Source organism: Pseudomonas sp. B21-040, assembly GCF_024748695.1.
GTDB lineage: Bacteria > Pseudomonadota > Gammaproteobacteria > Pseudomonadales > Pseudomonadaceae > Aquipseudomonas.
The window spans coordinates 3,704,912-3,731,373 of the sequence record NZ_CP087176.1; the positions used below are offsets into that span (position 1 = coordinate 3,704,912).

21 protein-coding genes are annotated in these 26,462 nt (G+C 60.9%); 16 read left to right on the forward strand and 5 right to left on the reverse strand.

Features of this window, described 5'->3' with window-relative positions; translation table 11 throughout:
• Nucleotides 1-15: 15 nt before the first annotated feature.
• Nucleotides 16-237, forward strand: a complete 222-nt coding sequence (locus tag LOY55_RS16945) for a CcoQ/FixQ family Cbb3-type cytochrome c oxidase assembly chaperone (protein ID WP_109786516.1) — start codon at nucleotides 16-18, stop codon at nucleotides 235-237.
• A gap of 120 nt (nucleotides 238-357) precedes the next feature.
• Here LOY55_RS16945 and LOY55_RS16950 read toward each other — a convergent pair whose 3' ends face one another.
• Nucleotides 358-867, reverse strand: a complete 510-nt coding sequence (locus LOY55_RS16950; RefSeq protein WP_109786517.1) for a hypothetical protein — start codon at nucleotides 865-867, stop codon at nucleotides 358-360.
• Between the two features lie 240 nt (nucleotides 868-1,107).
• Here LOY55_RS16950 and LOY55_RS16955 point away from each other — a divergent pair, with 240 nt between their 5' ends.
• Nucleotides 1,108-1,800 (forward strand): aspartate/glutamate racemase family protein, encoded by a 693-nt coding sequence (locus LOY55_RS16955; RefSeq protein ID WP_258665880.1) that lies wholly within the window; start codon nucleotides 1,108-1,110, stop codon nucleotides 1,798-1,800.
• A 1-nt stretch (nucleotide 1,801) separates the two neighbouring features.
• On the opposite strand, the gene LOY55_RS16960 is transcribed toward LOY55_RS16955, so the two are convergent.
• The 3 genes from LOY55_RS16960 to LOY55_RS16970 all read right to left on the reverse strand — a co-directional run bounded on the left by LOY55_RS16960 (nucleotide 1,802) and on the right by LOY55_RS16970 (nucleotide 3,864).
• The gene (locus tag LOY55_RS16960; RefSeq protein ID WP_258665881.1) at nucleotides 1,802-2,323 is read right to left on the reverse strand and encodes a GNAT family N-acetyltransferase; all 522 of its coding nucleotides are present in this window, start codon (nucleotides 2,321-2,323) and stop codon (nucleotides 1,802-1,804) included.
• A 92-nt stretch (nucleotides 2,324-2,415) separates the two neighbouring features.
• Entirely contained in the window at nucleotides 2,416-3,336 is a 921-nt protein-coding gene (locus tag LOY55_RS16965; RefSeq protein ID WP_109786519.1) for a LysR family transcriptional regulator, read from the reverse strand.
• A gap of 87 nt (nucleotides 3,337-3,423) precedes the next feature.
• Complete coding sequence (locus LOY55_RS16970) at nucleotides 3,424-3,864, reverse strand: carboxymuconolactone decarboxylase family protein (RefSeq protein ID WP_046032160.1); 441 nt, start codon at nucleotides 3,862-3,864, stop codon at nucleotides 3,424-3,426.
• Nucleotides 3,865-4,070: 206 nt separating this feature from the next.
• On the opposite strand from LOY55_RS16970, the gene LOY55_RS16975 reads away from it, so the two are divergent.
• From LOY55_RS16975 to LOY55_RS16990, 4 genes are all read left to right on the forward strand, one after another.
• Nucleotides 4,071-5,504: a PLP-dependent aminotransferase family protein gene (locus LOY55_RS16975; RefSeq protein ID WP_258665884.1), complete on the forward strand. Its 1,434-nt coding sequence runs from the start codon at nucleotides 4,071-4,073 to the stop codon at nucleotides 5,502-5,504.
• Between the two features lie 123 nt (nucleotides 5,505-5,627).
• Nucleotides 5,628-5,921 (forward strand): antibiotic biosynthesis monooxygenase family protein, encoded by a 294-nt coding sequence (locus tag LOY55_RS16980; RefSeq protein WP_046032158.1) that lies wholly within the window; start codon nucleotides 5,628-5,630, stop codon nucleotides 5,919-5,921.
• A 283-nt stretch (nucleotides 5,922-6,204) separates the two neighbouring features.
• Complete coding sequence (locus tag LOY55_RS16985) at nucleotides 6,205-6,618, forward strand: cupin domain-containing protein (protein ID WP_109786520.1); 414 nt, start codon at nucleotides 6,205-6,207, stop codon at nucleotides 6,616-6,618.
• 229 nt (nucleotides 6,619-6,847) lie between these two features.
• Nucleotides 6,848-7,558, forward strand: coding sequence for an ATPase (locus LOY55_RS16990; protein ID WP_223525483.1), 711 nt, complete (start codon nucleotides 6,848-6,850; stop codon nucleotides 7,556-7,558).
• A 159-nt stretch (nucleotides 7,559-7,717) separates the two neighbouring features.
• Here LOY55_RS16990 and LOY55_RS16995 read toward each other — a convergent pair whose 3' ends face one another.
• Nucleotides 7,718-12,619: an NAD-glutamate dehydrogenase gene (locus LOY55_RS16995; protein WP_109786522.1), complete on the reverse strand. Its 4,902-nt coding sequence runs from the start codon at nucleotides 12,617-12,619 to the stop codon at nucleotides 7,718-7,720.
• A gap of 503 nt (nucleotides 12,620-13,122) precedes the next feature.
• Here LOY55_RS16995 and LOY55_RS17000 point away from each other — a divergent pair.
• From LOY55_RS17000 to LOY55_RS17045, 10 genes are all read left to right on the forward strand, one after another.
• A complete protein-coding gene (locus LOY55_RS17000) occupies nucleotides 13,123-13,476 on the forward strand; it encodes a hypothetical protein (RefSeq protein WP_258665886.1) in 354 nt (117 codons plus the stop codon).
• A 291-nt stretch (nucleotides 13,477-13,767) separates the two neighbouring features.
• On the forward strand, nucleotides 13,768-14,727 hold the full coding sequence (locus LOY55_RS17005; RefSeq protein ID WP_046032153.1) for a MoxR family ATPase: 960 nt from the start codon (nucleotides 13,768-13,770) through the stop codon (nucleotides 14,725-14,727).
• A 5-nt stretch (nucleotides 14,728-14,732) separates the two neighbouring features.
• Nucleotides 14,733-15,677 (forward strand): DUF58 domain-containing protein, encoded by a 945-nt coding sequence (locus LOY55_RS17010; protein ID WP_046032152.1) that lies wholly within the window; start codon nucleotides 14,733-14,735, stop codon nucleotides 15,675-15,677.
• Nucleotides 15,674-16,168 (forward strand): DUF4381 domain-containing protein, encoded by a 495-nt coding sequence (locus LOY55_RS17015; RefSeq protein ID WP_109786524.1) that lies wholly within the window; start codon nucleotides 15,674-15,676, stop codon nucleotides 16,166-16,168. The genes LOY55_RS17010 and LOY55_RS17015 overlap by 4 nt, the downstream gene beginning before the upstream one ends.
• Entirely contained in the window at nucleotides 16,161-17,240 is a 1,080-nt protein-coding gene (locus tag LOY55_RS17020; protein ID WP_109786525.1) for a VWA domain-containing protein, read from the forward strand. Before LOY55_RS17015 ends, LOY55_RS17020 begins: the two co-directional genes overlap by 8 nt.
• Nucleotides 17,237-18,973: a tetratricopeptide repeat protein gene (locus tag LOY55_RS17025; RefSeq protein WP_258665888.1), complete on the forward strand. Its 1,737-nt coding sequence runs from the start codon at nucleotides 17,237-17,239 to the stop codon at nucleotides 18,971-18,973. Before LOY55_RS17020 ends, LOY55_RS17025 begins: the two co-directional genes overlap by 4 nt.
• Nucleotides 18,970-20,610 (forward strand): BatD family protein, encoded by a 1,641-nt coding sequence (locus LOY55_RS17030; RefSeq protein WP_258665890.1) that lies wholly within the window; start codon nucleotides 18,970-18,972, stop codon nucleotides 20,608-20,610. The genes LOY55_RS17025 and LOY55_RS17030 overlap by 4 nt, the downstream gene beginning before the upstream one ends.
• Nucleotides 20,611-20,866: 256 nt before the next feature.
• Nucleotides 20,867-22,111, forward strand: a complete 1,245-nt coding sequence (locus LOY55_RS17035) for an exonuclease SbcCD subunit D C-terminal domain-containing protein (RefSeq protein WP_258665891.1) — start codon at nucleotides 20,867-20,869, stop codon at nucleotides 22,109-22,111.
• The gene (locus LOY55_RS17040; protein WP_258665893.1) at nucleotides 22,108-25,749 is read left to right on the forward strand and encodes an AAA family ATPase; all 3,642 of its coding nucleotides are present in this window, start codon (nucleotides 22,108-22,110) and stop codon (nucleotides 25,747-25,749) included. Before LOY55_RS17035 ends, LOY55_RS17040 begins: the two co-directional genes overlap by 4 nt.
• Complete coding sequence (locus LOY55_RS17045) at nucleotides 25,746-26,342, forward strand: glutathione S-transferase (protein WP_046032145.1); 597 nt, start codon at nucleotides 25,746-25,748, stop codon at nucleotides 26,340-26,342. Before LOY55_RS17040 ends, LOY55_RS17045 begins: the two co-directional genes overlap by 4 nt.
• Nucleotides 26,343-26,462: the final 120 nt, after the last annotated feature.

A 26,462-nucleotide genomic window follows, 5' to 3' on the forward strand; every position in this document is an offset into this window, starting at 1 on the left:
GGCAAGGAGCCATACATGTATGAAGTTCTGTTGAATGCGATGGTCGTATCAGTGCTTTGGCTGGGGGTTGAGTACAGCCTCAAGCGGCAGACGCCGCAGAGTCTGGAGGATGCCAGCCTGATTCCATTTGCCGACGACCCCGAGGTGGCGCGGCGGGTGGAACTGGCCACCGGGAAGGTTGTGAATGCAGTGGCGCCGGAAGAGGTGAAGCCCGGTTGGATCAACCTCGACATCTGACCCACCACCTGTCCGTTGTAGGAGCCGAGCTTGCTCGCGATGCGGCCATTCCAGCCAACATCAATGTTGTCTGTCAGCCCGTCATCGCGAGCAAGCTCGGCTCCTACACGGGGGATTGGGTCAGTCAGGGAGGACCTGGCCGCGATCGCGCGGAATCAGGAGCTGCAACTGCTGCGCCAGAAAGTTTGCATCGAACGCAAACGTGTCCGGGTCTTTCAAGCCGTTGGTCTTGCGCCACTGCCAACTGGTCGACGGCGGCAGGCACACCAGCGACACGCTGCCATAGCGCGCAGCCGTCAGCCCCATCACCGCCAATGAAATCTGACCGCCAGCACCCATTACATCCGGCACGAACTCCACCGGCTTGCCGGCGATGACAATTGACAGTTTCTCAGTCTTGAACATCGACGTCTCGACCGGCACGCTCGGCCCTGAAGCGACATACGCCTCACGACTCACTTCCAACAGATTGGGCGCCTGGACCGGTTCCAGCCACTGCTGGATCTGATCGAACAACTCACCGATACGCGTCGCCCAAACCGCCGATTGCGATTCAAACAGTTGCTTCTTGTGCGCTTCACTTTCTGCGTAGTGGCGAAGCATCTCGCCCAGTTGCTGTACGTCGTCCATTGCGGTGTTCCTTTCGTTGGAGCGGTGCTGCGGACATTGAGCATGGCAGATCCACGCCGATGACGTACGTAAAAGTCCACCGGCCTCTTGCGCCGCCCGAACCCGCGTCAGAAAAGACACCATGACACTTCACTGAAAGATCGGCGGTACAGTTGTTTTCCGCTGGAATCCGCCCACGAACCTAGGGACACTCGATCCTCGGGTGACTTTCCGACACAGATCATCGCTTGAGGAAATCCAATGCGCACCATCGGCCTTATCGGCGGCATGAGCTGGGAGTCCAGCGCCGAATATTATCGCCTCATCAACCAACAGGTCCGCGACCAGCTCGGGCCGCTACGCTCGGCGCAACTGCTGATGTACAGCGTCGACTTCGGCCCGGTCGAACAGGCCCAGCACGCCGGGCGCTGGGACGATGCGGCGGCGATGCTGGTGGATGCCGCGCAACGGCTGCAAGCGGGCGGTGCCGAGTGTGTGGTGCTGTGTACCAACACCATGCACAAGGTCGCCGCGCAGATTCAGGCCGCGATCAACATTCCGTTCCTGCACATCGCCGACCCGACCGGTCAAGCGGCGGTCGATGCCGGTACGTTGAAGGTCGGATTGCTGGGGACTGCGTTCACCATGGAACAGGACTTTCTCAAGGATCGCCTGAGCGCAATGGGGCTGACAGTGCTGGTGCCAGAAGCCGAGGAACGCCAGGCGGTGCACCGGATCATCTACGACGAATTGTGCGTCGGCGTGATCAGCGACACATCGCGCGAGGTCTATCAGCAGGTGATTGAGTCGCTGACCCAGCGCGGTGCACAGGCGATCATCCTCGGTTGCACCGAAATCGGCCTGCTGATCAAACCCGAACACAGCGCCCTGCCCCTGCTCGACACCACCGAACTGCATGCGCAGGCGGCGGTGGCGTTCGCACTGGGCGACTGAGTCAATCGGCGTTAAGCGTGCGACGCAGACGCGCCATGCTCAAGGTGTCGACCAGTCGGCCGCCACGCACGGCGTAGTCACGGAACAGGCCTTCGGTCTCGAAACCGAACTTTCGGTACAGACCGATGGCGGCTTCGTTGTCGGCGTACACCGAAAGCTCGACCCGTTGCAGATTCATCCAGTTGTCGGCGATGTCCAGCACCGCCGCCAACAGCTTCGAACCCACGCCTTTACCCTGCCATGCCACCGCGACGCCCATGCCGATACTGCCGGCATGGCTGCGGCGGATCCGCGAAAACTGCTCCAGGCCAATGTTGCCGATGACCGAGCCCTGATGCAGCGCGACCAGTTTCACCAGGCGCTCGTTATCCGAGGCCAGGCGTTGGCGCCAGATCTCGGTGGATTGAAATGGCATTTGCAGGACCTGACGGGTAATGGCCGGGTCGTTGTAGAGCGCGGTGACACCCTCAATATGGGATTCGCTGAAACGTTCGAGGGTGATAAACGGTTCGGTGACGGGCATGGGTGATTCATCCTTGATGCAGACATGGCCGCTTACTGTACAACGCTACTTCCTGTAGGCGTGAGCCTGCTCACGCCTACAATTGACCGCGTTCAGCTCTCGAACCACTCCCGGCGCTCATTGAAGGTGTTGTGGATCAACTCGACAATCATCTGCACGTCGCCCTCTCCCTGTGTTTCGGCGTTGGCCGCCATCCACACCTGACGTTGCATCGGCTGTTCGAACAACCCCGGCAATGCAATCAGTCCGCGGTCAAACTGGCTCATGTAGCGCGGCAGCAAGCCGATGCAAGCGCTGCATCGGATCATCTCCAGCATCAGCTCATAAGAATGCAAGTGCACCACGCCGGCCAGACGCTGATCGACCACACTGTTCCATGGCCGAAAACTCTCGACCTGACGGTCATACTGCCATTGCACCAGCAGGAAGTCGGCCAGGTCATCGAGGCTGTCAGGCCGCGCCGCGACGCGCGAATAGCGTTTGGCGATGTGCGGCAGGTATTCAAGACGCGCCAGCCGCCGGGGCTCGCTGACGGCGAAACTCGGACCGGGCAGCGGCGAATCCGGGCCGGCCAGCCACAGCACTACGTCCGCGCTGACCGCTTGCAGGGCCAATTCGCTGTCGAGGGTGATGATGTCCAGACGCACACTGGCATTGCGTCGCAACAAAGCGACCAGATCGCGGCCGAGTATGTCGTGCAGAATCGACTCCGCCACCGCCAGGCGAATCAACGGTTGCTCTATCACCGGCGCATCGCGCTCGTGGGCCAGGGCGATCAACTGTGCCTGCAGCGCCAACCCGTCACGACTCAGGGCCAGGCCACTGTCCTGATGATTGAACAGCGTGCACTGCAACTGCGCTTCAAGCTGCACCAGATGTTTGCGTAACTGGGTGGATTTGATATTGAGGCTGCGGGCGGCCTGCATGAAGCACCCGCAACGGGCGCTGACCCTGAAAGACTGCGCCAGCACCGGGTCGATGCCGGCAGCGCGAGTGGACTCCATGAATGACATCAATGACTCCTTGTCGATCGATCCTTGAAAACCTCATCCTGCGCAGCGTTTATGAACCTGATGTGACACCGGGGAGGGAAAATCGATTCAGCCGCCGGGAGTTTGCCGAAAACTCACGGCGAGGCGGTTCCAGCTGTTGATGGTGGTGACGGCAATCGTCAGGTCGACCATCTCGCCTTCATTGAACTGCTCGCGCGCCAAGGCGTAGACGTCGTCGGGCACATGGCTTTCAGACAGCAAGGTAACGGCCTCGGTCCAGGCCAGTGCTGCGCGTTCCCTGGGGTTGAAAAAGCCGCTGTCGCGCCAGACCACGATCGAATACAGGCGACGATCGGTCTCGCCCAGGCGCCGTGCATCCACTGAATGCATGTCGGTGCAAAAGGCGCAGCCGTTGAGTTGCGAGGCGCGGATTTTGATCAGGTGCAGCAGCGCGGGTTCGATACTGAGGTTGCTGGTCAAGGCTTCCATGGCAATCATCGCTTTCATCGCTTTGGGCGATGCGCTGTAGTAATCCAGGCGGGAACTCATGGGGCGACCTCGTGAAGCGATGATGTTTTTTCACGGTAGTCGTCGAGGCCGCGGTGTGACAGATCCAATTCTGCGAAATACCCCCGCACCACTCGGCACCAGACCAATCCCCGGTTTTTCCACTGCGCAACTTCTGCGCAGCCGCCCATGCGGGTAATCTGGCGCGACGCACACGCGCCTCAATTTGCCCCTGGAGCCCCAACGGTATGGAACTTCACGTTGTCATCAACGGCCGCAAGGACCTGGCAGGCCAGTTGTACAACCAGCTGCGCAGTGCCATCGAATCCGGACGCCTGGCCGCCGGGACGCAGCTGCCGCCCAGTCGTTTGCTGGCCGAACAGTTGGGGATATCGCGCAAGACCATTTCCGACACGTACGCGCAGCTGACCTATGAAAATTTCCTCACCGGGGTGATCGGCAAAGGCACCTACGTGAATGCCCGACCGGCAAAAATCGCCCGCAAACAAAGCCATACCGAGCTGGCGAGTTACGACGTCATCGAATCCTGGCGCAATCTGCCGGTGTTCCTGCGTCACCCCACGCTGGAAGGGTCGTTGCGTTATGACTTCATTGGCGGCGCCACCAGCAAGGGCCAGTTCCCGCAGGATGACTGGCGACGCTGCACCTCCCACGCCTTGCGCCAGATTGCCGGCTCCAAAGGTTTCTACAGCCTGCCCGAAGGCCTGCCGGCGCTGCGCAATGCCATTGCGCGGCACATCGCGTTCTCGCGCGGGGTCAATTGTCAGGACGAAGACGTGGTGGTGTGCAATGGCGCGCAACAAGCGCTGGACCTGATTTCCCGGGTGATGACGCGCCCCGGCAGCATTGTCGCCATGGAAGATCCGGGCTACCCGCCGGCCCGCCTGTTGTTCGGCTCGCACGGTGCCACGGTGATCGGTGTGCCGGTGGATGCCGAAGGCATTCAGGTGGATAAAATCCCCCTCGGCACACGGCTGATTTACGTCACGCCGTCGCATCAATTCCCGCTCGGTTTGCCGATGAGCCAGGAGCGTCGGGTGGCGCTGCTGGAACGGGCTTATGAACTGGGCGCGATCATTATCGAAGACGATTACGACAGCGAGTTTCGCTACGAGGGCCGCCCCACGGATTCGCTGCAAAGCATGGATGAGCGCGGGATCGTCGCTTACGTCGGCACCTTCTCGAAAACCTTGCTGCCGGAATTGCGCCTCGGTTATGCAATATTGCCGCCGGCGATTCTCGAAGCGGTGATCCGCGCCAAGCAACTCACCGACCTGCACACGTCCACGTTGCCACAGTGGGCGCTGGCCAAATTCATCGCCGAGGGCTGCCTGCTCAAGCATATCCGGCGCTGCCATACGATTTATGCCGGGCGTCGCGAACGGATTCTGGCGCGCATGGCGGGCGACCTGTCGCCGTGGCTGGAGCCGGTGCCCACCACGGCCGGGTTCCACATGGTGGTGATGTGCAAAGTGCCTATCGATCTTCCATTGGTGATAGAACTGGCAAAAAAAGTCGAAGTCGGGCTCTACTCCATCGAGGCCTTTTACTTTCAGCAGACGCCGCAGGCCGGGCTGTTGCTGGGTTTTGGCGCCATTGAAACCCTGGACATCGATACGGCCCTGGACCGTTTGCGCGACATTTTTCAGCAGGTTGCCTGACAGATTGGTCTGCGCCTTTACCGGGCGATTGGCTATTGGTGGTCCGCAGCAGCAGGCCTATCCTGCATAAGCGTTATCCCTCAATGAGCAGGATTCGTCCGGCCTGATTCAGGAGTGTGAGCAATGTCCCAAGAAGTGATCAATACCGTACAGGTGCAGGCCGTCGCTGGCCGCTCGGATGAACTGGGCAAGCAACTGCAAAAGATTGTCGAAACCCTGCGTGAACTACCGGGCTGCGACTCCTATATGGTCGACCGCTGCCCCGAGGACACCAACCGCTGGACCGTCAGCGCTCGCTGGCAATCGGAAGCGGCCATGCACTCGCATTTCAATTGCCCCGAAGTTCAGGGTTTTATCGGTCTGATTGACAACCAATTGGCAAATGCCGTGGATTTCAACAGCTTTCCGATCCGCTAAAACCCCAAGCACCCACCGCACCCGCCTCGTAGCAGCCGTCGAGCAGCGCGAGGCGGCGTTCGGCTGTGCAGCAGTCGTGAGATTTGGCGATGCGGTGTTTCAGGAATATCACATGTTCAGGTTTTACGACTGCTGCGCAGCCGAACGCCGCCTCGCGCTGCTCGGCAGCTGCTACAGATTTTCGTTGGATTGGTCCCCTCGCCTTCGCGAATATTGGCTGTTTGATTGCCCTGCCCTGCGGACTATCGTTGCTCCAGACGATAACCACCGCAGGTGATAAACCATGAAAGCTTTGCGTTTCCTTGCTGCCCCCCTTGCTGCCCTCGCCCTGACTGTTTCGGCCGCCGCCCTTGCTCACGAAGGCCCGTCTGAAAAGGTCACGGTATTGCAGGACCAAATGCTCAAGAACGTGCCCAATAAAAAGGCGCTGATGATTGAAGTGGACTACGAGCCAGGCCAGTCTTCCATCGCCCACAAGCACGAAGGCACCGCCATGGCTTACGTGATATCGGGGGAGATAGTTTCTCAAGTGAAAGGTGAGCAGCCGAAAACCTACAAGGCCGGTGAGTATTGGTATGAAGCGGCCGGGTCGGAACATTTGGTGTCGAAGAATGCCAGTGCCACCCAGCCTGCCAAACTCTTGGTGTTCATGGTATTGGCACCCGATGAGAAAGTTTTGATCCCGTTGGAAAACTGATAGCTGTAACGCCAGCCATAAATAAACAGGCCCAAATGAGACATTCGGGCCTTTTTATTTCCAGGCGTCATTAACTGAACGCTTTTAAACCAAACAAAACTATTGCCGTACCCATAAGCTCATCTACTGGCTAGTTTCTTTTGCAACGACAGGTTTAGTCTGGAATCACCGCCGACACTACTCGGCAACTTAAGCTTTCCGACTCAAGTTGTTTCACTGGAGATACACCATGAAACGTGTGCTTGTCAGTGCATTCACAATGACTGCTCTTTTATCTGGCTGCTCGATCCCCACGGCGCCAACTTCCGTCTCTTACCTGGACGGTCTCTTGCCTGAGCCCGTGGGTCGCAGCAACGCCACGCAAGTAAACAATGGCCATAACGTTGCGCTCGGCGTTGTCTACAGCCGAAACACCCAGGCCAACCGCTCCTACCTTCAAGACTATCAGGCCAACGCCGGCACCGGTTTCGGCCAGAGCCTGCTGGTTCAACCGATTCACGACGCCTACGTCAGCACCTCCCAACCCGACCTGGCTGTGGATTGGGTCAAGGCATCCTTGGGGCGGCAGTTTGGCTCGGTCACGGTGTACCCGGACATGCAAAGCCTGAGGGCGGCGAAACCGGATGTGATCGCCATTGTCGACAGCCGCAGTCAATTGATTACCTCGCGCAGTTCGGATATAGCGGCTGATGTCAGTGCCGATTTCTATGATGCGAACTTCAACTACATTGGCACGGCACAAGGGCATGATGCTAAAGCACTGACTCCGGTCTGGGCCGACTTTAAACGCACTGAAGAGATAGTCGCGGACATTAACGAGCAACAGAATGTTCAAGTTAGGGCATTGCAGAAATTTGACCAGTCGCTCAGTAATTTATTGACCAGGCCGACAGATAAAGTATCCATGCTAGATAACACTTCTAGCCAAAAATTATATTAAGGCTAGTGGCCTTGTCGCGGGCAAGCCCGCTCCCACATTGGAATGCATTGTAATTGTGGGAGCGGGCTTGCCCGCGATTAGGCCTGAACTGACACCTTGTAACCATCAGGCAAAAAAAACCCGCATGTCTCCATGCGGGCTTTTTCATTCAGCGCCTGATCAGGCCGCCGGTTCCAGCTCTTCGCTAGCAACCGCAGTGGTAGTCACCACCGCTTGCCCGCTCAACGCCAGGTCCAGCAACTCACGGTTGGCCACCGCATACATGGCGTAGTCCGTGCCGCTGGCGGCACGAATTTCAACCAGCATGGCGCGCCAGCGTTCGATCATGCCTTCGTGCGCTTCCATCCACAGCGCCAGGCGTGTTTCCACGTCCTGAGTGCCGTCGCCCTGTTGCAGGACGGAGATGGTGATCGCACGTTGCTGCCAGTCGACGTCGTCGCGGAACGCTTCACGGGCCAGGGCTTGCCAGTTGTTTTCAACCGGCAGAGCGCTGATCTGTTGCAGGTACCAGGTGATGTCCAGCGCGCTGCCGACGGCGAAGTAAGCCTTCGCCACGTCTGCTGCGTTCTGACCGGTCACATCCGACGCTTCGATGATCGGCAACAGGGTGTACAGGTGAGTGGTGCCTGCAACCATGCGCGCCAACAACTCCGGAACGCCAGCGGCGACGTACGCCTGATAGCGGGTCTGCCAGCCTTCGCGGGTCGGGCCTTCCAGCAGTTCGTCGAGCTTGAGGCCCAGCGCTGCGAGATGTGGACCGAAGTGCGCGACGTCACGAGCGGCATTCTGCTCGTTGCGACGGCTGCGCAGGAACCAGCGCGTGGCGCGACGGCCCAGACGCATCAGCTCGTCCATCAGCTCCAGTTGAACGTCGGCCGACACCTGGTAGTCCAGGGCTTCGATCTGACGGAACCAGTGCGGGAGGTGGAAAATGTCACGCACGATCACGTAGGCGCCGGCCACGTTCGCCGGGCTCATGCCGGTCGACTCTTTGAGTCGTTGAACGAAGGTGATGCCCATGTGGTTGACCAGGTCGTTGGCGATCTGGGTGCTGACGATTTCGCGCTTCAGACGGTGACGGCGCATGGCTTCGGAGAACTTGCTCACCAGCGTCGGCGGGAAAGCGGTTTCCATGTCGCGGGTCAGGTAGTCGTCATCCGGCACCAGGGAGCCCAGCAGCTGCTCCTTGAGGTCGATCTTGCTGTACGAAATCAGCACCGACAGCTCGGCACGGGTCAGGCCATGGCCTGCCGCAACGCGCTCGTTGATGGCCTCTTCAGTCGGCAGGAACTCGATGGCGCGATCCAGCTTGCCGCGACCTTCCAGATCGTTCATCAGACGTTTGTATTCAGCGATCCGCGGCAAGGCACGACGCGCCGCCAGGGACAGGGCCTGAGTCTGCTTGTAGTTGTTGCCCAACACCAGGCCACCGACTTCGTCGGTCATGCTCGCCAGCAACAGGTTACGTTGCTTGTCGGTCATGTCGCCGGCTTGAACCACTTCGTTCAGCAGGATCTTGATGTTCACTTCGTGGTCGGAGCAATCCACGCCACCGGCGTTGTCGATGAAGTCGGTGTTGGAACCGCCGCCATTGAGGCCGAACTCGACACGACCCAGTTGGGTCATGCCCAGGTTACCGCCCTCGCCCACAACTTTGCAGCGCAGTTCGTTGCCGTTCACGCGCAGTGCATCGTTGGCCTTGTCGCCGACATCGGCGTGGCTTTCGCTGCTGGCCTTGACGTACGTACCGATGCCGCCGTTCCACAACAGGTCTACCGGGGCCTTGAGCAAGGCATTGAGCAGTTCGGTCGGGGTCAACTTGTCGGCCTGAATGTCGAAACGCTCTTGCATCTGCGGGGAGATCGCGATGCTCTTCGCGCTACGGGAGAAGATCCCGCCGCCTTCGGACATGATGCTGGTGTCGTAATCCGACCAGGCCGAACGCGGCAGGTCGAACAGGCGCTGACGCTCGGCGAAGCTGCTGGCAGGCTCCGGGTTCGGGTCGATGAAGATGTGCAAGTGGTTGAATGCGGCCACCAGTTGCAGGGTCTCGGACATCAACAGGCCGTTACCGAATACGTCACCGGCCATGTCGCCGACACCGACCACGGTGATGCTGTCTTTCTGAACATTGATGCCGCGTTCGCGGAAGTGACGTTGCACGCCAACCCACGCGCCCTTGGCGGTGATGCCCATTTTCTTGTGGTCGTAACCGGCCGAGCCGCCCGAGGCGAATGCATCGCCGAGCCAGAAGCCGTAGTCGATGGCAATACCGTTGGCGATGTCGGAGAAGGTCGCAGTGCCCTTGTCCGCAGCGACTACCAGGTACGGGTCATCGTCGTCATGACGCACGACGTTGGCCGGCGGAACCAGCGCGCCGTCCTTCAAGTTGTCGGTGATGTCCAACAGACCCGAAATGAAGATGCGGTAGCAGGCGATACCCTCGGCCGCGATCTCGTCACGGCTGCCGCCCAGTGGCAGGCGACGCGGCAGGAAGCCGCCCTTCGCGCCGACCGGCACGATGACCGAGTTCTTCACTTGCTGGGCTTTTACCAGGCCCAGGACTTCGGTGCGGAAGTCTTCTTCACGGTCAGACCAGCGCAGACCACCACGAGCGACGTTGCCGAAGCGCAGGTGCACGCCTTCGACGCGAGGCGAGTAAACGAAGATTTCGAACTTCGGTACTGGCTTTGGCAGCTCTGGAATCTGGTGCGGATTGAACTTGAAGCTGAAGTACGACTTGTTATGGCCGTTGGCGTCAGTCTGGTAGAAGTTGGTGCGCAGAGTGGCTTTGACCAGGTCCAGGTAACGACGCAGGATGCGGTCTTCGTTCAGCACCTGGACGTCGTCCAGTGCGCTCAGAATCGCGTGTTCCAGACGTTGTTGCTTGTCTTCCAGATCATCACCGGACAGCTTGCGTGCCAGGTAGAAACGGGTTTTGAACAACCGGGTCAACTCGCGAGCGATGTCGGTGTGGTTGTTCAGGGTGCTGGCGATGTAGCCCAGGTCGAAGCCCAGACGGATCTGCTTCATGTAGCGAGCGTAAGCACGCAGCAGCGCCACATCGCGCCACGGCAGGCCGGCGGTCAGTACCAGACGGTTGAACGCATCGTTCTCGGCATCGCCACGCACGATGTGGACGAACGCGTCCTGCAAGGTGTCGTTGAGTTGCTGGATGTCGAGTTCCAGGCCTTCGGCAGCGGTGAACGCGAAGTCGTGAATCCAGAACTCGCGACCGTTGGTGTGACGCAGGCGATACGGGAATTCACCCAGCACGCGCAGGCCGAGGTTTTCCAGGATCGGCAGCACGTCGGACAGCGCCAGTGGCGTATCGGCGTGATACAGCTTGCAATGCAGCATGCGCTGGCCGGAGACCTGACCCAGCGGCTGATAGAAGCTCATGACCAGTGGATTTTTTTCGCTCAGGCTCAGCAGGTGTTGCATGTCGACCACAGCCGAGTGAGCGGCAAACCGCTCGCGATAACCGGCCGGGAAGCCTTTCGGGAAGTCGGCCAGCACGTTGGTGCCGTGGGCTTCGCCGAAGCTTTCGACGGTCAGTGCGGCGTAGTCGTCCTGCCAGCTGCGGCAGGCTTGCACCACTTCTTTTTCCAGCAGCAACGGGTCGATGTCGATGCGGTTTTTCGGGTCGACACGCAGGATCAGCTGTACGCGAGCCAGCACGGATTCGGAGAAGAACGTCCAGAATTCGCAGTCCGAGGCTTTCAGGCGATCCATCAGCACTTGCTGGATCTTCTGGCGCACTTCGGTGGAATAGATGTCGCGTGGCACGTAAGCCAGGCAGTAGCAGAAACGGCCGTACGGGTCTTTGCGCAGGAACACGCGAATCTTGTTGCGTTCCTGGATCTGCACGATCGACATCACGGTGCTGAACAGTTCGTCGACCGGGGTCTGGAACAGGTCATCGCGCGGCAGTACTTCGACCACCTGCGCCAGTTCCTTGCCCAGGTGGGCCTTGGCCTGGAAGCCGGAACGGCGTTCGATTTCCTCGACCTTGCGACGGATGTACGGAATGACCCGCACGCTCTCGCCATACACCGAGGAGGTGTACAGGCCCATGAAACGGCATTCCTTGATGACATTGCCGTCAGCGTCGATTTCGCGGATCGACACGTAATCCGGGTAAGCCGGACGGTGTACACGGCTTGGGTGCGCGGCCTTGGCGAAGGACAGCAGGGTCGGTTCGCGCAGGTAGTTCACGGCGTAGTCTTCGATGCGCAGGTCATCGTAGGTCAGGCCGGTACGCAGCAGTTTGGTCAAGCCCAGGAAGGAGTCCTGGTCGTAGACGATGTGGCCGCCGTCGGCTTCATCGCGCACCACGAACTCTTCGTAGCCCAGGAACGTGAAGTGGTTGCCCACCAGCCATTCCAGGAAGCTTTTGATTTCGCCTTTTTCTTCCGGGTCGACAGCGAACTGGCTGTTGTCCAGGCCGGTCAGGATTTCCTGGACCTTGGCTTTCATCGGCTCGAAATCGGCGACCGCGACGCGGACTTCACCCAGCACCTGCTCCAGCTCTTTGCTCAGGACATTGAGCTCGGCGGTGTTGGCGCAACGGTCGATTTCCAGGTACATCAGCGATTCTTGAAGAATGCCTTCGCCCTGGGTGCCTTTGGGCAGGATTTCCAGCAATTCGCCCTTGCTGCCGCGACGCACGCTCAGCACAGTGGTTTGCAGGGTATGAATGCTGTAGCCGCGACGGTTCAGCTCGGTACGCACCGAGTCCACCAGGAATGGCAGGTCGTGGTGCAGCACTTCGACCGCAGTGTGGGTCGACTGCCAGCCGTGGCGTTCGTAGTCAGGGTTGTAGACGCGCACTTGCGGTTGAGCGTGATCGAAGCGCTCAAGCAGGCGCCACGCAGAAAGGGTGCAGCCGGCGAGGTCGGACAACCGACGCTGGGTCAGCTCGTCCAGGGAAATGATGCCAAAGAATTGTTCGGCGAACAGCGCCACTTGTGGCAGTGCCTGTTCACTGATGTGCTGTGCCAGTGCCGCTTGCAGTTGGTGCTGGAAGTCGGCTTTGCTGGCTGCGGTGAAGAACGCCATCTGTGGTACTCCGCTTGGGCTTGTTATTGATGGAAGCGTCGCGTGCAAAACCCCTTTCGGGGTGGTCCGTCACCCGGTTCCTGATTCTCGGGCAGAGGAAACAGGGCGACAGGTGGGTGAAGCTGGACGAGACACTCAGGTCACATTCACCTTCCATGAATGGGCATCTGCAAAAACGACTGGACTGCATGCAGCGCAATGTCTTTACAGGTGCTCATCCGTTGCGCAGCTTAACGAGTGCGGCAAGGCCCGTGCTTGCGGTGCTGCGACATATTCGGTCATCGGTACGCAGCTAATGGCCCACGCCTCGAACAACACTAGCAGCCGTGGCCGAAAACGGGCGTTTTATCCCCGGTTTTACGGCACTCGCGTACCAGAAATGACCAGCAACACTTCAAGTGTCCACGCCCCTCCTCTGACACTCGACCGAGCAGAAATTCCCTTCCACTGGCACAATTGCGCTTTGTTCGTCTTCACCATGCTCGCCGAGCCAGGAATTGCCCATGCAAATGACCACCGACCTCTTGATTGTGAACCCTTGCGATGACGAGGAAGACAACATGGCCATGCTCGCCTGCCACAGCACTCAGGGCGATATGTTCCTGATGACCCGCTACCCGGATGAAGACGAACTGGAAATTACTCTCGATGGCGAGCCTTCGACGCTGGACGGGGTCAAAGTCACTCTGAGCCCTACCCGCCTGCTGATCGAAATCGCGGTGGCGGATGCGGATGCGCTGAATGGGGATGACTCGCTGGAAATCATTCACAACACCGATGCCAGTGATCTGGCTGAAGTAGAAGAAACACTACGTAACATTCTTGACGGGACTGGTACTTATATAAGCGAGCTTTGATAGCGCCTGAGCGGGCCTCATCGCGGGCAAGCCCGGCTCCCACAGGTTCGGAGGTGTTGCAAGCATCGCAAGCGCACCGCCGATACTTGTGGGCGCCGGGCTTGCCCGCGATAGCGTCCGAAAGAACGCCACCAGCCTGCGAGCCTGAAAACTTCCAACCCTTCGCCAATCATTTCCCGCACTTTGCACAAAATGCCGTTAGTCGCCGCCCCCCGCGATGGATTAAAGTAACGCCCCCAGCCCTGGCGTTATTCGAACGTCTTCGGTCACCCTTTCCAGGAACAGTCATCGATGGAACATCGTGAAGCGCTGCTCGCGCTGCGAACCTTTCTTTCAACGCAGATTCTCGGCCAGGAAAAACTCATCGAGCGCTTGCTCATCGCTTTGCTTGCCGACGGCCACATGCTGGTCGAGGGCGCCCCGGGCCTGGCCAAGACCAAGGCCATCAAAGAGCTTGCCGAAGGTATCGAAGCCCAGTTCCACCGCATCCAGTTCACCCCTGACTTGTTGCCTGCCGACATTACCGGCACGGAAATCTATCGCCCGGAAACCGGCAGCTTTGTGTTCCAGCAAGGCCCGATCTTCCACAACCTGGTACTGGCGGACGAAATCAACCGCGCCCCGGCCAAGGTTCAATCGGCGCTGCTCGAAGCCATGGCCGAACGTCAGGTCAGTGTCGGGCGCAGCACGTATGAGCTCTCGCCGCTGTTTCTGGTGATGGCGACGCAAAACCCGATTGAGCAGGAAGGCACCTACCCGCTGCCCGAAGCCCAGCTCGACCGCTTCCTGATGCACGTAAAAATCGGTTTCCCGGACGCAACGGTGGAACGCAAGATCCTGCAGCAGGCCCGTGGTGAAGCCCTGAACGGCGAAACCAAACCGGAACGCCGGGTCAGCCAGCAGGCGATCTTCGCCGCGCGCAAGGAAATCCTCGGTTTGTACATGGCCGACGCCGTGGAGGAATACCTGGTGCAACTGGTCATGGCCACGCGCAACCCTGGCAAGTTCGACCCGGAGATGGCCGACTGGATCGCCTACGGCGCCAGCCCTCGTGGATCTATCGCGCTGGACCGTTGCGCACGGGCTCACGCGTGGCTGGCCGGGCGCGACTTCGTCAGCCCTGAAGACATCCAGGCCGTGCTGTTTGACGTGTTGCGCCATCGCATCATCCTGTCCTTTGAAGCCGAAGCTGCTGGCATCGACCAGGACCGGGTGGTCCAGCGGATTCTCGACGTCGTAGCTGTCGCTTGACCCCGATGAACGCCCTTGCGCCGCCCGAGCCGGGCATCCGCGTCAGCCTCGCCGAGCTGATCGAGATGCGCCATCGCGTGCGTGAAGTGCAGTTGTTTTCCACGCCGAGCCAACGCAGCCCGCTGATCGGCCTGCACCACTCCAAGTTTCGTGGACGCGGTGTGGATTTCGACCAGGTGCGGGTTTATCAGGCCGGCGACGATGTGCGCACCATTGACTGGCGCGTGACGGCACGCACCCAGGAGCCCCACACCAAGCTGTTCCATGAAGAACGCGAACGGCCGATTTTTATCATGGTCGAGCAAAGCTGCCGGCTGTTCTTCAGCTCGGGCCTGATGTTCAAATCGGTCCTTGCCGCCCAGGCCGCCAGCCTGATCGGGTGGGCCGCACTGGGCCATAACGACCGGGTGGGCGGACTGGTGTTCGGCGACAACGAGCACTACGAAATCAAACCCCGGCGCAGCAAACAAAGCCTGCTGCAATTGCTCAACCGGCTGGTGCGGGTCAATCAATCGCTGCACGCCGAAACCGAGCAGAACCGTGATTCTTTGAACATGGCACTGCGTCGGGCGCGGGAAGTGTTGCGCCCCGGCAGTCTGGTTATCGTCATCTGCGACGAGCGCGCCCTGACCGAAGGCTCGGAACAACAACTGAGCCTGCTGTCGCGCCATTGCGACCTGTTGCTCCTGCCTTTGTCCGATCCACTGGACCATGCCCTGCCTGCCGCAGGCTTGCTGCGTTTTGCCGAACGTGGCGCGCAACTGGAGCTCGACACGCTCAATTACGACCTGCGCCAGACCTATCGCGCACAAGCCGAAGCGCGCATCGCTCGCTGGGAACTGCTTGCACAAAAACTGCGCGTCTTGTTGATGCCCTTAAGCACCCAGACCGAGATGGTCGAGCAACTGCGCGAATACCTGAACCCACAAAAACCGGGGAAAGGTCGATGAGCAGTCTCGATCAACTGCAACCGCTGATTACCCCGCCACCCATCGAGTTCTGGCCACCCGCGCCGGGCTGGTGGTTATTACTTTTATTGCTGCCACTGATCGGCGTTGGCCTGTGGCGGTTGCGACACGTGTTTGCGCGCACACAGCCCGTCGTTCGCGCCGAACAGCCACTGGACCCGGTGCGTGTCGCTGCGCTGGCCGAACTGGCACTGATGCCCAAACCCTACGACGGTGCGCCGGCCGGTGCCTGGCTACAGCAACTCAATGGCTTGCTCAAGCGCCTGTGCCGCAACCATTACCCCTACAGCCAGAGCCACACCCTCAACGGGCGCAAATGGCTGGCGTTTCTCGACAACCGCTGCCCGGCTGCCGGCCTGACGCGCTGGATGGTCCTGGTCGAAGGTGCCTACAAACCCGAATGCAAACTCGACGACAAGGCCATCGCCGGCCTGACCCAAGCCGTCGACACCTGGATTCGCAAGCATGTTTGAGTTCGCCTGGCCGTGGATTTTTGCCTTGCTGCCCCTGCCTTGGCTGATGCGCGTGTTGCTGCCGGTCGCCGACAGCGGCGAGCCGGCACTTAAAGTCAGTTTCCTCAGCGACCTCGAAGGCCTCACTCGACGCCGCGCCCGGGCGAATCTGCCGGCCTGGCGTCAACAGGCACCGTTCATGCTGCTGTGGCTGTTGCTGCTGATCGCCGCCGCGCGCCCGCAATGGCTCGGCGAGCCGCTGCCGATTGCCGCCAGTGGCCGCGACTTGCTGGTGGCGGTGGACGTGTCCGGCTCGATGGATTTCCCCGACATGCAGTGGCAGGAGGAAGACGTCAGCCGTTTGAGCCTCGTGCAGCATTTACTCGGTGATTTCCTGGAAAGCCGCGATGGCGATCGGGTCGGTCTGATTCTGTTTGGCAGCCAGGCCTACCTGCAAGCCCCGCTGACCTTCGACCGGCACACCGTGCGGGTCTGGCTCGACGAAGCGCGCATCGGCATCGCTGGCAAGAACACCGCCATCGGCGACGCCATTGGCCTGGCCCTTAAACGCCTGCGCACACGTCCGGCACAGAGCCGTGTGCTGATTCTGGTCACCGACGGCGCCAACAACGGAGGCGAAATCGACCCATTGACTGCTGCGCGGCTGGCGGCAAACGAAGGGGTAAAAATCTACCCGATCGGCATTGGTGCCAACCCGGAAGAAAGCGGCACGCTGGGCTTTCTGGGCATCAACCCGAGCCTGGACCTCGACGAACCGGCCCTGCAAGCCATCGCCCAAGCCACCGGCGGTCAATACTTCCGTGCCCATGACGGCAACGAACTGCAAGCCATCAAGGACACCCTGGACAAACTCGAACCGGTGACGCAACAACCCACCCAGGCCCGTCCGGCGCAGGCGTTGTATCACTGGCCGCTGGCGATGGCGTTGCTGTTGAGCATGTTGTTGGTGGTGCGCGAACGCTGGCCGGATAACCCGTTTCTACGCTTGTTTACCAAGGATCTGTTCTTGCACTCGCCACTGCCTGACTGGCGTCAGCGTCTCAAACGCCTGCGCTCGCGGAGACGCCGATGAGCGCGCTCTGGCCTTTCTGGTTCCGCCCATGGTGGCTGTTGCTGTTGCCGATATTGGGCTGGTTGCTGTGGCAACTCTGGCACCGGCAAAAACGTGCCGGGCGCTGGCAGATGATTCTGCCGCCGGCCTTCCATGCCGCCCTGCTCAGTGGCGGCAACGGACGCGACAGCAAACTGCCATGGGTGGTCCTCGGACTGGCCTGGATGTTGACCGTACTGGCACTGCTGGGGCCGAGCTGGCAACGGGTCGAACAAGCCAGTCAGAAACCTGCCGACCCGCTGGTGGTGGTGCTTGAACTGACCCCGGAAATGCTCGCCACCGACGTGGCGCCGAACCGGCTTGAACAGGCACGACGCAAGCTGCTCGACCTGCTGCAAGTGCGCAGCGACGCCCAGACCGCCATCGTCGTCTACGCCGGCAGCGCCCACACGTTGGTGCCGTTGTCGGATGACCTGTCGACCAGCCGCAACCTGCTGGACGCGCTGAAACCTTCACTGATGCCCGAAGCCGGCCATCGCGCCGATCTCGCGGTAAACAAAGCCCTTGCATTGCTGAGCCAGGGCGCCTTGGGCGACGGGCGGATTTTGCTGATCGGCTCGACCCTGACCGAACGGGAACGCCAAGGTATTCGTCAGGCACTGGCGGGGCACTCGACGCAGTTTTTGATGCTGGGCATTGGCACCGCCGAAGGTGCACCAGTCGCTCAGGAGGACGGCAGCTTCCTCAAGGACAGTGACGGCGCGATTCTGGTGCCACGCCTGGACACCCCCAACCTGAAAGCCTTTGCCAGCGATCTCGGCGGAGAGTATCGCCAGGCGCGTCTGGATGATTCAGACCTGCGCGCACTGGGCCTGCTCGATGGCCCGCGTGCGCTGCGCAACGACGGGCAAACGCTGCGACTGGACACTTGGGCCGACCAGGGTTACTGGCTGTTGCTACCACTGTTGCTGTTGGCGGCCTGTGCCGGACGGCGCGGCTGGCTGTTCTGCCTGCCATTGCTGTTGATGCTGCCGCAACCGAGTTATGCCTTCGACTTCCAGGACTTGTGGTTGCGCCCGGATCAACGGGGTCTGCACCTGCTCAACCAAGACCACCCGGCCAGGGCGGCACAGTATTTTCAGGACCCGCAGTGGCAAGGTGTGGCGCTGTATGAAGCCGGCGACTACAGTGGCGCCGCCCAGCGGTTCGCCCAAGGCAATGATGCCCATGCCCACTACAATCGTGGCAACGCCCTGGCCAAAAGCGGTGAGCTGGAAGCCGCGCTGGATGCCTACGAACAGGCGCTGGAACTTCAACCGGATTTGCGTCCGGCCTTGACCAACAAGGCGTTGGTGGAAAGTCTGCTGAAGCAGAAAAACACCCCAGCGCCCGTGGAGCCGGAAACCAGCGACGACAGCGAGGCGCAAAACGCCGAGCAGGAGCAGCCAGGCGCCGCCACGCAACCGACGAGCAATGGTGAACCGCAAACTGACGCACAACCGGCCACCGCGGAGACCGAACAACAGACCACCACGCCGCCGAAACCCGGCGGCAATGAAGTCCCGGGCAACGAGTTGGCCGACGAGCAAAGCACCAAACCGCCACCGCGCCCGACCAGCGACACGCTCCAGGGCGAGCAGCTTCAGGCGCTGGAGCAATGGTTACGCAAGATCCCGGATGATCCGGGTGAATTGCTCAGGCGCAAATTCTGGTACGAACAGCAACAACATCAGGATCAGGGAAAAACTCGATGACCCGCTTCACCCTCTTCATGCTTGCCTTGTTGTGCTGCACCTTTCAGGCCCAGGCGTCGGGGCTTGTCGCCAGTGTCGATCGCAGTCGCCTGAACTCCGGCGAGACGGTCGAACTGACCCTGGAATCCAGCGACGTGACACAGTTCGGCAAGCCGGACCTGACCCCGCTCGAACCCCTGTTCGAAGTACGCGGCACCCGCCAGGTCAACCAGTTGAACACCCTCAGTGGCGACAACCGCGCGACCACGCGCTGGATTATCACGTTGCTGCCCAAGGAAAACGGCAGCGTGACGATTCCACCCTTGCAACTGGGCGAGGTGCAGAGCCAGCCCATTACGGTGCAAGTGGTCGAGAGCGAAAACCAGGACACCGCGAGCAAACTGGCGCCGGTGTTTATCGATGTCAGCCTCGACCAGACCAGTGTGTACGTACAGGCGCAGGCGATCCTGACCTTGCGCATCTACCATTCGGTGTCGCTGTACGACGACAGCAGCCTGACCCCGTTGCAGGTGCCCGACGCGCGTATCGAACAACTGGGCGAGTCACGCACCTATGAAAAAGTCATCAACGGGCTGCGCCATGGCGTGATCGAAATGCGCTACGCGATCTACCCGCAACACAGCGGCGAACTGACCATTCCAGCGCAGATATTCAGCGCCACGCTGGTCGACACTCAACCCGCTCAGGACGCCGCTGCACAGGGGCCGAAAACCGGGAAACTGATGCGTGTCAGCTCCACGCAAACGTTACTGACGGTCAAGGCCAAACCCATCACTTACCCCGCGGACCTGCCCTGGTTGCCGGCCCGCAGCGTGAGCCTGGGCGAAAGCTGGAACCCGCAACCGGACCATGCACAGGTGGGCGATTCGTTCACCCGCAGCCTGACCTTGAAGGTAGAAGGCCAGGCCAGCTCGCAATTGCCGCCCTTGCCTGCCACTGACGTCAACGGCTTGCGGCGTTATCCCGATCAACCGATGCTGAGCAACGAGAACAGTGAGCGCGGCCTGATCGGCATTCGCGAAGACCGTGAAGCCCTGGTTCCGGCCCGCAGCGGCGCCATCGAGCTGCCGACGGTGGACGTGGTCTGGTGGAACACCTTCGAAGATCATCTGGAACACAGCAGCCTGCCGGCGCGCACCCTGCAAGTCGCCAACAACCCAAGCATGCTGGTCGACGCGCCGGCCGGGACGCCTCAAGTCACCTCCGCTGCCGACAACGAAACCCTGTGGCGCTGGAAACTCAGCACGCTGATCCTGGCCTGCACCACCCTGCTCGGCTTCGGCCTCTGGTGGCGTGCCCGCTGGCAACCGGCGATCCTGCGCGCCACACAAACCGGCCCGAGCCCGCGCACCGTCCTCGACGAACTCAAGCGCGCCTGCCAGGCCAACGACTCACACGCCACCCGCCAGGCGCTCGACGCCTGGGCCCGGCAACAGCCGGAAACCCTGGCCGACATGGCCGCCCGTTTCGTGCCGCTGTCCGATGCCCTCGACGGCCTGAACGGCGCGCTCTACAGCGAAACCGGCCAATACTGGCAAGGCGAAGAACTGTGGCGCGCGATCAAGGCCATCCCGATTGCCGAACGGGTTCACGACCCGGTGGGTGATAGTGGGTTGCCGCCGCTTTACCCCAAATAATCACCCTCTGTAGCAGCGGCCGAGCCCGCGAGGCTGCGTCCGGCTGCGCAGCAGTCGCAATGTCTGCATACGCGGTTTGCCAGACAATCCGCGTTGCAGGATTTACGACTGCTGCGCACTCGGACGCCGGCTTCGCCAGCTGCTACAGGGTTTTCGTGTTGCTGGCCACATCGGCTGTGTTTGCCAGTAAACTCCCTCCCCTTTAGCCGCCATCATTTCCCACGCGGCCATCACCTTATTTCCTACGGAGTACGCCTTGCGTCTGTTCCACACCTCCGACTGGCACCTTGGGCAGAACCTGCACGGCCAGGAGCGCGACTTTGAGCACGCCTGTTTCCTCGAATGGCTGTTGCGCCAGCTGAAGCTGGACCAGCCTGATGTGCTGCTGATCGCCGGCGATATCTTTGACACCGTCAACCCGCCGGTCAAAGCCCAGGAGCGCCTCTACGACTTCATCGTCAGCGCCCATGAGCAGCAACCTTTGCTGACCATCGTGATGATCGCCGGCAACCACGATTCCGGCTCACGGATCGAACTGCCCGCGCCGTTGATGCGGCGCTTGCGCACTCACGCCCTCGGTCGTGTGCTGTGGCTCGATGACGGCCAACTGGACGCTGAACGCCTGCTGCTGCCGCTGCCCGACGCATCTGGCGAAATTGCCGGTTGGTGCCTGGCGCTGCCGTTTCTGCGCCCCGCCGAAGTTACCGGCGCACAGCTGGGCGACAACTACTTGCGCGGGATTGGCCAGGTGCATGAATGGCTGATCGAAGCGGCCAACGCCAAGCGCAAGCCGGGCCAGGCGCTGATCGCCATCAGCCATGCGCACATGGCAGGCGGTTCGGTCTCGGAAGACTCCGAGCGCAGCCTGATCATCGGCAACGCCGAAGCCCTGCCCGCCAGTCTGTTCGGGCCGAGCATCAGTTACGTTGCCCTTGGCCATCTGCACAAGCCGCAGAAGGTCAATGGCGAAGAGCGCATCCGCTACAGCGGCTCGCCCATTCCGCTGTCGTTCTCCGAGATCGGCTATCAGCATCAGATCCTCGACATCACGCTCGACGGCGAAACCCTGATCAGCGTCGAACCGAAGCTGATTCCCCGCGCCGTCAACCTGCAACGCATCGGCCCGGCGCCGTTGGCGGACATCCTCCTGCAACTGGCCGACCTGCCGAATATCGATCTGCTGGCCGACATCCAGCGCCAGCCGTGGCTGGAAGTGCGGGTGCGTCTCGATGAACCGCAACCCGACTTGCGCCACCAGGTTGAAACTGCCCTGCAAGGCAAAGCCGTGCGCCTGGTGCGCATCGCCGCCGAATACGCTGGAAACGGCAGCCGCGATGGCGTCGATGACAGCACCACCCTGGTCGAACTCGATCAGCTCACGCCGCAGGAGCTGTTCAGCCGCGCGTGGCAGGACAGCTATGGCAGCGAGGTCGATGAGCAAACGCTGAAGGACTTTGCCGAGTTGTTGCAAGACGTGCAGATGGAGAGCGAACAGCCATGAAAATCCTCGCGATCCGCCTGAAAAACCTCGCCTCCCTGGCCGGGCCGTTTGAAATTGATTTCACCGCTGAGCCATTGGCCAGTGCCGGTCTGTTCGCGATTACGGGGCCGACCGGTGCCGGCAAAAGCACACTGCTTGATGCCTTGTGCCTGGCGCTGTTTGGCGCCGTGCCGCGCCTGAGCAATGCTCAAGTGTCCGCTAAAGCGCCGGATGCCGACGGTGAAATCAGCACCGGCGACCCGCGCACGCTGCTGCGTCGCGGCACGGGTGAAGGCTATGCCGAAGTTGATTTCGTCGGCATCGATGGCCGCCGCTACCGTGCGCGCTGGGAAGCCAATCGCGCACGGGAAAAGGCCGGTGGCAAGCTGCAAGCCAGTCGTCAGAGTTTGCGCGACATCGATCAGGATCAACTGCTGGCGAGCCAGAAAGTCGAGTTCAAAACCCAACTCGAAGCCGTACTGGGCCTGAACTTCGAGCAGTTCACCCGCGCCGTGTTGCTCGCCCAGAGTGAATTCAGTGCGTTCCTCAAGGCCAATGACAACGAACGCAGCGAACTGCTGGAAAAGCTCACCGACACCGCGCTCTACACCCAACTCGGGCGCCGCGCGTTCGACAAGACCAAAGAAGCACGCGAAGCCCACAAGCTGTTGCAGGACCAGGCCACGGGCGTGACGCCACTGTCGCCCGAAGCCCGGGCCGAGCTGGATGAGCGCTTTAATGAGGCGCAGCAACAGCTGAAGACTCAACAGGCGCAGCTCAAACAACTTGAGTTGCAGCACACCTGGCTCAAGGAGTTGCGTCAACTACAGGACGTACAGCAGAGCGCCGCCGAGCAACTGACCGGTGCTCAGCAACATTGGGACGGTCTTGCCGACCAACGCTTGAAGCTGACGCGCCTGGAGCAACTGGCCCCGCAACGCCATCAATTTGCGCGAACAACCGAACTCACCACGCAGCTCACGCCGCTGGCAGCGCAGATCCAGCAGCACATCGAGCAGCAAACCGCGCTGAACGAACGGCAAGCACAACTCGAGGCCAGTCTGAGCGCTGCGCAGGCTGCACTGGTCGAGGCGCAAAGCCAACACACCGCCAATGCACCGTTGCTGCGACAGGCCTTTGAAGAACAGAGCACCCTCGCCCGCCTGGTCAAGGAAACCGCCACCAGCGCCGACCTCAAGCAACACGCCGAACAGGCCTGCGCTCAAGGGCAGAGCACCATTCAAGGCCTGCTTGAGCAACAGCAGCAAGTGGCCGCGCGCCTGCAACGGATGGCCGGAGAGCTGGAACAGAGCGTTCACCTTGCGCCGTTGAGCGATGCGTGGAATGCCTACCGCGATCGCCTGCAGCAACTGATGTTGATCGGCAATCGTTTGAACAAAGGCCAGGCGGAACTGACCGCCCTGGAGCAAAACGCTACCCGCGCCAGCGAAGAACTGACCGCGCAAAAGCAACAGCTGGAAGTGCTCTATAAAGAGGCCGGCGCCGAGCCTGAAGCGGTGGCCGAACAGATCCAGTTGCTCGGCACCCTGTTGCAGGACAACCGCAAACAACTCCGTGCGTTCGAGGAGCTGACAAGGCTGTGGGCCAGTCAGCAAGACCTGGACAAGCGCAGCGCCGAACTGCACCAGCGCCAACTCACGGCCCAGCAGGCGCGTGATCGCCTGACGCAGGACGGTGTGAAGGCCAAGAATGAATTGGCGGTCGCCGAACAGACCCTGAGCGTCACCCGCGAACTGCTGGAGCGTCAGCGTCTGGCCCGCAGCGCCAGTGTCGAAGAGTTGCGCGGGCAGTTGCAGGACGATCAACCGTGCCCGGTGTGTGGCAGCGCTGACCATCCTTATCATCAGCCCGAAGCGCTGTTGCAAAGCCTCGGTCGGCATGATGAAAGCGAACAGGCCAACGCGCAGAAAGCCGTCGATCTGTTGAAGGAAAAACTCACCGACTTGCGCGGCGAAGTGGGTGGTTTGATTGCTCAGCAAAAAGAGCTGCTGCAACAGCAAGAACAGCTCGTGACACAACAGCAGGGCCTGACACCAAGCCTCGAAGCGCACCCGCTGTCAGCCCAACTGCTGGCCCAGGACGCCGTCAAGCGTGACGCATGGCTGGCCCAGCAAAACAGCCAGTTGAACCAAAGCATCACGCAAGACGAACAACGCCAAACCGCCCTGCTCACCCTGCAACAGGACGCCGCGCGCCTACAGCAGCAACTGCGCAACGCGGAGTCGGCCAGCCAGCAGGCCACTCAACACCTGGTCAACCAGCAACGCGAGTTGAGCAGTGATCGCCAGCGTCTGGATGAGGAACTGACTGCGTTCAGCACCTTGCTGCCGGCAGACACCCTGCAAGCCTTGCGCAACGAACCTGCCGCGACGTTCATGCAACTCGACCGGCAGATCGCCCAACGCCTGGAGCAACTCGACCAGCAGCGCGACGAACTGAGCGAGCAGCAGCAACGCCAGCAGACGCTGGAGAAAGAACAGGACCGCCAACTGACACGCGTCCAGCAACTGGACGCGACTCAGCAGCAGTTCAACGCGCTCGCCGAGCAGCAACAGGCTTGCCAGCACAAACTATCGCAATTGTTGGGCGAGCACCGCAGCGCCGAGCACTGGCTGGAGCAATTGGACAAGGCCGTCGAACAGGCCCGTCATGCCCAAACCTCGGCCTCTCAGGAACTGCAAAGTGTGCTCACGCGCCTGGTGCAATTGGCCGCCGAGCTCAAGGCACAGCAAGATCGCTCACTGGCGTTGGAAGCCGAAAACCGTGAGTTGGCGGGCAAGATTGCCGACTGGCGCGCCCAGCACCCGGAACTGGACGACGCGGGCCTGGAAACCCTGCTGAGCGTCGACGATCAGCAGGTCAGTGAACTGCGCGAACACTTGCAGCACAGTGAAAAAGCCATTGAGCAGGCCAAGGTTCGCGTGCAGGAGCGCGATCAGCGCCTGCTCAATCATCAGGCGCAACACAATGGCAACCTCGACGCCGAGCAATTGGCCACGGCCCTCACCGACGTGCAAAACCTGTTTGCCGCCAGCGAACACCGCTGCGCCGAACTGCGCGCCGAACAGGCCGAGGATCAGCGCCGGCAGAACGCCAATCAGGCCCTGGCCCAGCAGATCGCCGATGCTTACACCGAGTTCCAGCGCTGGGCACGCCTGAATGCGTTGATCGGTTCGGCCACCGGCGATACCTTCCGCAAAATCGCCCAGGCCTACAACCTTGATCTGCTGGTGCATCACGCCAACGTGCAGTTGCGCCAACTGGTGCGCCGTTATCGGTTGAAACGCGGCGGTAGCATGCTGGGGTTGCTGGTGATGGACACCGAGATGGGCGATGAACTGCGCTCGGTGCATTCGCTGTCCGGCGGCGAGACATTCCTGGTGTCGCTGGCGCTGGCCCTGGGTCTGGCGTCGATGGCGTCGAGCACGCTGAAAATCGAGTCGCTGTTCATCGACGAAGGCTTCGGCAGCCTCGATCCGGAGTCCCTGCAATTGGCCATGGACGCGCTCGACGGCTTGCAAGCCCAGGGCCGCAAGGTGGCGGTGATTTCCCACGTTCAGGAAATGCACGAACGGATTCCGGTGCAGATTCAGGTCCATCGCCAGGGCAATGGCTTGAGCACCCTGGAGGTGAAATGAATACGCTGTATTCCTTCCGCCGCTGCCCCTACGCCATGCGCGCACGCATGGCGCTGCGCTACGCGGGGGTCGCGGTGAACATTGTCGAAGTCAGCCTCAAGGCCAAACCCGCCGAGATGCTCGCCCTGTCGAGCAAAGGCACGGTGCCGGTGCTGGACGCGGATGGCCGGGTCATCGATGAAAGCCTGGCGATCATGCATTGGGCGTTGGCGCAGAACGATCCGCAAGACTGGTTGCTCAACGAGGATGCCGCCGGACAAGCGCGCATCGCCGCCCTGATCGAGACGAACGATCAGGCGTTCAAGGTGCATCTGAATCGCTACAAATACGCCGAACGCTACCCCGAGCAACCGATGGCGGTTTATCGGGCCGAAGGTGAGGCGTTTTTGCGCACGCTTGACGCATTGCTGGAGGGTCGCGATTACTTGCTGGCGGACCATCCAAGCCTGGCAGATGTCGCCTTGATGCCGTTCGTGCGCCAATTCGCCCACGTCGATCGCGAGTGGTTCGCGCAGACGCCATACGTGCGGCTGCAGGCCTGGTTGCAGCGGTTTCTGGAGTCAGACCTGTTTACCGGCGTGATGCACAAGTAACCCCTGTAGCAGCTGGCGCAGCCTGCGTCCGGCTGCGCAGCAGTCGTAAAATCAGCGCATGCGGTGTATCAGACAAACCGAGCAAGCCGGATTTACGACTGCTGCGCAGTCGGACGCAGG

Excerpts from the sequence above, each read along its gene's own strand:
- LOY55_RS16945 (WP_109786516.1), top strand. The coding sequence starts at position 16 with ATGTATGAAGTTCTGTTGAATGCGATGGTCGTATCAGTGCTTTGGCTG.
- LOY55_RS16955 (WP_258665880.1), top strand. The coding sequence starts at position 1,108 with ATGCGCACCATCGGCCTTATCGGCGGCATGAGCTGGGAGTCCAGCGCC.
- LOY55_RS16990 (WP_223525483.1), top strand. The coding sequence starts at position 6,848 with ATGAAACGTGTGCTTGTCAGTGCATTCACAATGACTGCTCTTTTATCT.
- LOY55_RS17005 (WP_046032153.1), top strand. The coding sequence starts at position 13,768 with ATGGAACATCGTGAAGCGCTGCTCGCGCTGCGAACCTTTCTTTCAACG.
- LOY55_RS16970 (WP_046032160.1), bottom strand. The coding sequence starts at position 3,864 with ATGAGTTCCCGCCTGGATTACTACAGCGCATCGCCCAAAGCGATGAAA.
- LOY55_RS17045 (WP_046032145.1), top strand. The coding sequence starts at position 25,746 with ATGAATACGCTGTATTCCTTCCGCCGCTGCCCCTACGCCATGCGCGCA.
- LOY55_RS16965 (WP_109786519.1), bottom strand. The coding sequence starts at position 3,336 with ATGTCATTCATGGAGTCCACTCGCGCTGCCGGCATCGACCCGGTGCTG.
- LOY55_RS17025 (WP_258665888.1), top strand. The coding sequence starts at position 17,237 with ATGAGCGCGCTCTGGCCTTTCTGGTTCCGCCCATGGTGGCTGTTGCTG.
- LOY55_RS16960 (WP_258665881.1), bottom strand. The coding sequence starts at position 2,323 with ATGCCCGTCACCGAACCGTTTATCACCCTCGAACGTTTCAGCGAATCC.
- LOY55_RS16950 (WP_109786517.1), bottom strand. The coding sequence starts at position 867 with ATGGACGACGTACAGCAACTGGGCGAGATGCTTCGCCACTACGCAGAA.
- LOY55_RS17020 (WP_109786525.1), top strand. The coding sequence starts at position 16,161 with ATGTTTGAGTTCGCCTGGCCGTGGATTTTTGCCTTGCTGCCCCTGCCT.
- LOY55_RS17030 (WP_258665890.1), top strand. The coding sequence starts at position 18,970 with ATGACCCGCTTCACCCTCTTCATGCTTGCCTTGTTGTGCTGCACCTTT.
- LOY55_RS17015 (WP_109786524.1), top strand. The coding sequence starts at position 15,674 with ATGAGCAGTCTCGATCAACTGCAACCGCTGATTACCCCGCCACCCATC.
- LOY55_RS16985 (WP_109786520.1), top strand. The coding sequence starts at position 6,205 with ATGAAAGCTTTGCGTTTCCTTGCTGCCCCCCTTGCTGCCCTCGCCCTG.
- LOY55_RS16980 (WP_046032158.1), top strand. The coding sequence starts at position 5,628 with ATGTCCCAAGAAGTGATCAATACCGTACAGGTGCAGGCCGTCGCTGGC.
- LOY55_RS17000 (WP_258665886.1), top strand. The coding sequence starts at position 13,123 with ATGCAAATGACCACCGACCTCTTGATTGTGAACCCTTGCGATGACGAG.
- LOY55_RS16995 (WP_109786522.1), bottom strand. The coding sequence starts at position 12,619 with ATGGCGTTCTTCACCGCAGCCAGCAAAGCCGACTTCCAGCACCAACTG.
- LOY55_RS17040 (WP_258665893.1), top strand. The coding sequence starts at position 22,108 with ATGAAAATCCTCGCGATCCGCCTGAAAAACCTCGCCTCCCTGGCCGGG.
- LOY55_RS17010 (WP_046032152.1), top strand. The coding sequence starts at position 14,733 with ATGAACGCCCTTGCGCCGCCCGAGCCGGGCATCCGCGTCAGCCTCGCC.
- LOY55_RS16975 (WP_258665884.1), top strand. The coding sequence starts at position 4,071 with ATGGAACTTCACGTTGTCATCAACGGCCGCAAGGACCTGGCAGGCCAG.